The organism is Desulfosarcina sp. (genome assembly GCF_041551955.1).
GTDB lineage: Bacteria > Desulfobacterota > Desulfobacteria > Desulfobacterales > Desulfosarcinaceae > Desulfosarcina.
Genome location: NZ_JBFELV010000280.1, coordinates 1 through 6,646 on the forward strand (window position 1 = coordinate 1; position 6,646 = coordinate 6,646).

The window sequence follows — 6,646 nt, forward strand, 5'->3', positions numbered from 1 at the left end:
AGAACCCAGAACCCAGAACCCAGAACCCGGAACCCAGAACCCAGAACCCAGAACAAGGAGTTCTCTCCCCTGACGGATCATCGTTCCACCGTATCAAGCGAGACCTCAAAATTTCCCACCACCCCGGCGGGGCTTTATATTCATGTCCCTTTCTGCCGGGCCAAATGCCCTTACTGTGATTTTTACTCCATTACCGACTCTGGCTTGATTTCAGTCTACATCGAGGCCCTGCTTGACGAGCTGAACATGCGCCGACACCAGATCCCTCGGGCGGACACCATCTATTTCGGAGGCGGGACGCCTTCTCTCCTGACACCGCTTCAAATTAAGCGGATTCTCGACGGTGTCCATGCCTGCTTTTCGGTGACAGCCGATGCGGAGACCACCCTGGAAGTCAATCCGGAAACCGTAAACCAGGCGTCTTTGGCAGCATACCGGGCGGCCGGCATCAATCGTCTGAACATCGGCCTGCAATCGCTCGACGATGAGACCCTGGCCTTTTTAGGGCGGATCCATACGGCAAAAAAGGGTGTCGATGCCTACGTCTGGGCCCGGGCGGCCGGCTTCGACAACGTCGGGCTCGACCTGATCTACGCGGTTCCCGGGCAGACCCGAAGCCGCTGGGAGGCGGAAATGGAAAACATCGTCCAACTGGCTCCGGATCATCTTTCATGCTACACCCTGACAATGGAGCCGGGCACGCCCATGGCGCAACAGTTGCGAAACGGGCAGATCAAACCCCTGGATGAGCAGACTGCCGGAGGTCTTTTCTCTGCCACCGCCCCCTATCTGAACCGCCACGGTTACCGTCAGTACGAAATATCGAACTTCTCTCGATATTCTGCCGGGGACAACCGCGACTGGCGATCACGTCACAACCGGAAATACTGGATCGCTGCGTCCTACCTGGGATTCGGACCGGCTGCACACAGTTTTCTGGACCACAGGCGCTGGTGGAATCATCGGTCCCTAAACGATTATCTGGCGGACCTGCAGGCCGGCAAACACCCTGTGGCGGATACGGAAACGCTGACCCGTGAACAACAGATCATGGAATTTGTCTACCTCGGCCTGCGGCAGACGGACGGCATTGACACGGCTGAATTCGCGTCGCGTTTTAATGAGGATTTCTCCGGCCAGTTTGGAGCTGAATTGAGTCGTTTGGTCGGCCAAGGTCTGGTGGAGCAGTCGGCAGTGTGGATTCGACTGACCCATCGGGGCATGCGCTTTCTTGAGCATGTTGTCGATCGGCTGATGGGTTGAATGTGGGTTCGGGGTTCAGGGTTCAGGGTTTTCAGACATCCGACCTCAGTCTTCTGGCATCCGGCTTCAGTCCGCCCGCTCCACCGTTCTTTCAGCTTCCAGCCTTGAGCGATCGGTGTTAACCGACTATGTCGACAAGGTCTTGATCAGTTGCCCGATGTAGAACCGGGCGTGGCTGATGGGGGCCGCCATGTTGGCACGGTGATTGGCGAAGATACTGCTCAGGTTGCGATCCAGCACGATCCACGGGTCGAGTTCCGCGGCCCGCTGGCAGGAAACGATGGCGTGATGCAGCAGTTCAGCCGCGTTGCGCGACTCCAGGGTAATGAGAAAGTCGTGGTGTACGGCCTCCAGCACCGTGGCCATGGAACTGGCTACGCCCTGGGTGTAATAGAAGTAGTTGTCCGCGTCAAAGAAACTAATTGTCGTACCGTCTTCGTTGGTCTCTTTCACTAGGTTCTCGTCGCAGCTGCCCAGCAGATCTTCAAACGAGGCCAGCAGCGGAATCAGATTGTCCGAACGGGTGTAGAAAGTGGCGTTGCCCGCCTTGAGTTTTTCAAGGTAGGCCTGCAGTTCTTCCAGGCCTTCTTGGTATTTCGATTCGGCAGAGGGGAACCAGTAGCTGCTGGCTTTGACCATGAACCAGTTCATGGCGTCTTCCAGATTGGGATCCAAGGCATCGGTGACGCCGGTTCTGGAAATGCGTTCGGCCAAAGCCACCACGGTACGCCGGGTTACCTCCAGCACGCCCAGCTGGTATCTGTTTACGTTGTCCGTGAACTCGATGATATCGTTGGGTCGCCATCCCCACCAGCGTTCCTCCAGTTCAACGCTCAGGGGTTTAATGGTCGCCGCGACGAAGGCGACGCCCTTTGGCGCGGGTTTGTGCACCGGGGCAGCACCGGCCGCTGCCGGCATGGCATGCCCGCTGGCGCCCTGTTTCGCGGTAGTTTGGCTGGTGGCACCGTGACCGCTTGCCTGCTCGCTGTGGCCAGCACCGTCCACTGGCAGCCGCTGCCTATCCGTTTGCCGGGCCGTCGCCGAACCAGTTGTTTTTGCAACGGTGCCCTGGGCGGCAGTTTGGCCGGCAGCAGGGGCCTGATGACTGCCGTCGGTTTTCTGGTCAGTACTTTTTGAATGGGTCGTGGCGCCCAGTCTTGTTGCCTCCGAGGCCTCATGGGGGGCGCCTGCGCGGGTAGCCGTGGTCTTGCGGGCAGCCTCCTTACCATGGCTGCCTGTGGCCGCCTGGTCGGTGCTATCAGCAGAGGCACGCTGTCTTGTTGACCCGGAGGCCTCCTGTGTGGCGGTGCCGACAGCGGCGGTGGTTCCATGAACGGCAGTCGTATCCTTCCCGGCCGCGTCAGCCGAGTGGTCTTTGGCGGCACGGGCCGCTTCAGATGGGTGTTTCACCAGCGTCGTTTTGCTCCGGCCGTTGCTGCCGGCCGGGGAGGTGGCAGTGGCCGAATCAAGCTGGCGTATTGACGTTTCCTCTGAAGTGGGGGCTTGCGGGGTACCGAAGATAATAGAGAGGGCCCACAGGATAATTATCGCTATGGCGATGCCGCCGATGATGCGCGGGGTCGCAAATTTCTTGAACTCGAATCCCTTGGCATTTTTTTCCATGACTGCTCCGTCTTCGATGTCGTTCCGTACGGCTGGAGTTCTCCGCAGGAGGTGGTATTGGGTTGAGCTATTGGCGCTTCCTGAGTTTCCGGATATCCCCCACCCGGATGGTGACATTGGTGGCATCGAAATGCTCAATTAAAGGTATCACATATTTGCGGGAAGCTCCAGTCATATCCTTGAACGCGGGGGTGGATATCTCACCCTTTTCCAGGATGTACGCCACCAATTCATCCTTCAGTTTTTCGATGGTCACCCGGTCATAGTAGAGATCTTCCTTCACTTTGACCAGCACCCCTTCACCGACCAGCAGTTCCAGAACGCCTTTGGCTGACTTCGGGTCCACTTCCAGACGTTTGATGACTTCCCGGAAATAGGGTGGCGTCAGGCCGCTTTTGGCGTAGATGTCGATGATCTGCTGCTTTGAGGCCTTTTGATCCACCTGAAGGGATACCGTGTGAGTAGCTAGCCGAACCGTATCGTCCGCGAGGATCAATTGTTGGTCTTTGATCATCCGGTTGAGCACCAGGGTGAAAAGCTTTCCGCTGGCCTGCCGCGGAAACTTCGATTTCAATTCCTCTTTGGAGATGCCGGGTTTCAGTGGGTTGTCGCGGTGGTAACGTTCGAGCACCTCCTGGCTCAGTTGTTTCAAACCATCGAAGACGGCCAGGTGAATGTACCTGCGGCTCTCCTTGTCGGCCAGTAAAAGGGTCTGACTGTTGAGCATGGCGCCGATGGTTGAATCCAGTTCCTTTGCCGGCAGGTTGGTCATCAACAGCAGTTCGTCGAAGGTGACGCCGACCGGGCCGGCCATGCGCGCGTGGTGGTCGATGATGCCTTCGGGCACTGCATCGACCAGGCCCATCAGGCCGTCGATGATCTCCTGATGGAACCGTTTATGCTTGACGGGTATGGGGTTGAGCAGTTTGCCGCCGCCGATGGTGCGCACCGGGGAGTAGCTGCGGATTACGAATCGGTCGTCGCGGATCAGGCTGACCGGTTCATCCAGACGGATCTGTACCTGACAGGTTTCTCCGGGCACCAGTTCATCCCGGTCCAGGAGGATCAGGTTGCCCATGGTCTCGCTGGTACCGGTGTGGAATCTGACTTGGGTCCGGCTTTTGATGGGCTTTTTGTTGCTGGGGAGAAAGTGGAGCTCCAGGTCCACCATGTAGCTGGGTATCAGCGTGTTTTCCCGAGCCAGAATATCGCCGCGGTTGATGGCGGTTTTCTCCAGGCCCTGGAAGTTGATGGCGGTGCGCATGCCCGCCTCGGCGGCCTCCCGGCCCTGGTTATGAACCTGAATGCCCCTGACTTTTGAAGTGGTTTTACCGGGGTAGATCATGATCGTGTCTCCGACGCCGACCTTGCCTGAAATCAGGGTGCCGGTGATCACCGTGCCGAAGCCCTTCATGGAGAAGACACGGTCAACGGGAAGCCTGAATAGCCCAGTGGTTCCTCGCTCGGGAACCCCATCGCACAAGGCGTCCAGTTCTTCGAGGAATTGGGGGATGCCGTCTCCGGTTGCCGAGGAGACCGCTACGATCGGTGCTCCTTCGAGAAAGGTTCCCACGGTAAAATCACGTATATCTTCGGTGACCAGTTCCAGCCACTCTTCATCCACCATGTCGATTTTGGTTAAAACCACCATGCCGTGCCTGACGCCTAAGAGGGCACAGATCTCCATGTGCTCACGCGTCTGGGGCATGACCCCCTCGTCGGCGGCGATGACCATGCAAACGATGTCGATCCCCGTAGCACCGGCGACCATGTTCTTGACGAACTTTTCGTGGCCGGGCACGTCGACGATGCCCAGGTGGCGCCCGCTGGGAAGGTCCAGAGAGGCAAATCCCAATTCGATGGTGATTCCGCGTTTCTGTTCTTCTTTGAGCCGGTCGGTATTGGTTCCGGTGATGGCCTTGATCAAGCTGGTCTTGCCGTGGTCAATATGTCCGGCGGTTCCGAGGATAATCTGTTTCACGATCGATACGCTCCATCGGGTTGTCCAGGGTTGCAGTAGTTGGCCTGAATGAATCGGTTTTGGTTACGATGGTTTCGATGGTTCGCGAAAATGCGGAAGCCTCCCCTTGCCAATACGCCAACGGCGGTGAGTGTCCCATTCTTCACGATTTAACACACACCTGCTATTTTTTTTTTCGATGTCTGAGGTATTCCGCAAAATAAGCCAGCCCCACGAGGATGATGCCTAATCCGGCCACATAGATGATATTGAAATCGGTAAAGAACATGCGGGAGAGGATTACGGCAAAACCGGCCCCCAAGATGGCCCTGATGATGAAAATGTGAAACTGGGTCAACATGTTACCTCTCTTCAATCGGATGGTTCAGCAGGGTGTTTTATTGCGGAGCCAGGGTATATTAGAAGCCTAATCAGGTCAATACTTATGGGGAACATATTGGTTTTTCAATATCTTAAATCCTGCCACCGGTGCCCGACAATTCGTGCTTGAAACATTAGACCGACTTTTTACAGCTCGCTGAAAATTTCAGTTGAAATGGGACAGGTGATCTGTTAGAAAAAAGATTCTTACGGTGGGTGTAGCTCAGTTGGTAGAGCATCAGGTTGTGGCCCTGAGGGTCGTGGGTTCAAGCCCCATCACTCACCCCATAAAAATCAAAAGGCCGCGGCAGCGCATACGTTGCCGCGGCCTTTTTGTTTTTTTGCTATTTTCATCAAAATTGCATGGACAACATTGACGAACTCGTAAAAAATCGTTTTTAGGCGGTTTCGTAGAAAGTCCGAGATCGAGGCTTACGAATCCTGTGGAAGGCGTAACGCAGATATTTATCCGCCTCAGGCGGATCGGACTTTTTACGAAAGCGTAGGGTTAAAATGTGCGTACTTCACCCGGCTGCATGACGATGACGTCGGAGGCAAACCCGCCCAGGCTTTTTGTCAATTGCTCCGGGGTGCCTTTGAGCGGCTCGAATGTGCCGTAGTGCATGGGCACCACCTTTTCTGTCTTGAGGTAATTTCGAATGGCGAAGGCCGCATGGTCCGGGTCCATGGTGAAGTGTCCGCCGATGGGCAGCAGCGCCAGGTCGGGCTTGTAGTAATACCCGATAAAGGCCATGTCGCCGAATACCCCCGTGTCGCCGGCGTGGTAGATCGTAAAGCCGTTTTCCAGCTCGATGATATAGCCGCAGGGTTCGCCACCCGGGTGAATCGTCTTTTTCTTGTTCTCCGGGTCGGTGTGGACCACCTCCGAACTGTGCTCCGCGTGAACCATGGTAATTCGAATGCCATCACCCAGCGGCATGATCGGGCCGCTCTTGTTGAAGCGAATCAACCGTTCGTAAGGCACCCAGCCCAGGGATGCAAAGGTGTGCCCCATGTCCGCGTTTAGGGCCACCTTGGCCCCATAGATTTCGGAGATGGTGGCGGTGTCGCCCACATGGTCCCCGTGTCCATGGGTGACTAAAACCAGATCCACCTGCTTGAGTTTGCCCAGGTCTTTGAGATCTTCAGGTGTTTTGGGGTTTTGGGTAATGAAGGGGTCGATCAGGATAACCTTGCCCCCTGGTGTTGTGATTTTAAAAGCCGCCTGGCCGAACCATTGAATTTCAAATGCATGGACCGACGAGACGTTCAGCACCGCGAGGGCGGCGGCAACCAGTATGTATGCGTAAAATCGGTTTATTTTTTTCATGGGTGTTGCTCCCTTATTTTTTAGGATTGCCGAATCAAATTCGAATAACAATTGACATAATGTTAAGCGTTTAAAGGCTATTGTCCATA

Annotated in this window: 5 protein-coding genes and 1 tRNA gene; 2 read left to right on the forward strand and 4 right to left on the reverse strand. The window is 55.8% G+C overall.

Going from position 1 to position 6,646, the window contains the following annotated elements:
• The coding region (gene hemW / locus ABYV26_RS17795) for a radical SAM family heme chaperone HemW (RefSeq protein WP_372682701.1) at positions 1–1,263 on the forward strand (1,263 nt) is incomplete at its 5' end.
• A 126-nt stretch (positions 1,264–1,389) separates the two neighbouring features.
• Here hemW and ABYV26_RS17800 read toward each other — a convergent pair.
• The 3 genes from ABYV26_RS17800 to ABYV26_RS17810 form a co-directional block, all read right to left on the reverse strand.
• Positions 1,390–2,886: a DUF2333 family protein gene (locus tag ABYV26_RS17800; RefSeq protein WP_372682702.1), complete on the reverse strand. Its 1,497-nt coding sequence runs from the start codon at positions 2,884–2,886 to the stop codon at positions 1,390–1,392.
• Between the two features lie 67 nt (positions 2,887–2,953).
• Complete coding sequence (gene selB, locus ABYV26_RS17805) at positions 2,954–4,867, reverse strand: selenocysteine-specific translation elongation factor (protein ID WP_372682703.1); 1,914 nt, start codon at positions 4,865–4,867, stop codon at positions 2,954–2,956.
• Positions 4,868–5,030: 163 nt separating this feature from the next.
• The gene (locus ABYV26_RS17810; RefSeq protein ID WP_372682704.1) at positions 5,031–5,207 is read right to left on the reverse strand and encodes a hypothetical protein; all 177 of its coding nucleotides are present in this window, start codon (positions 5,205–5,207) and stop codon (positions 5,031–5,033) included.
• Positions 5,208–5,439: 232 nt separating this feature from the next.
• Between ABYV26_RS17810 and ABYV26_RS17815 the strand changes: the two genes are divergently transcribed.
• Positions 5,440–5,515 (forward strand) — tRNA-His (locus ABYV26_RS17815).
• A 220-nt stretch (positions 5,516–5,735) separates the two neighbouring features.
• On the opposite strand, the gene ABYV26_RS17820 is transcribed toward ABYV26_RS17815, so the two are convergent.
• Positions 5,736–6,557: a metal-dependent hydrolase gene (locus tag ABYV26_RS17820; protein ID WP_372682705.1), complete on the reverse strand. Its 822-nt coding sequence runs from the start codon at positions 6,555–6,557 to the stop codon at positions 5,736–5,738.
• Between the last annotated feature and the right edge of the window lie 89 nt (positions 6,558–6,646).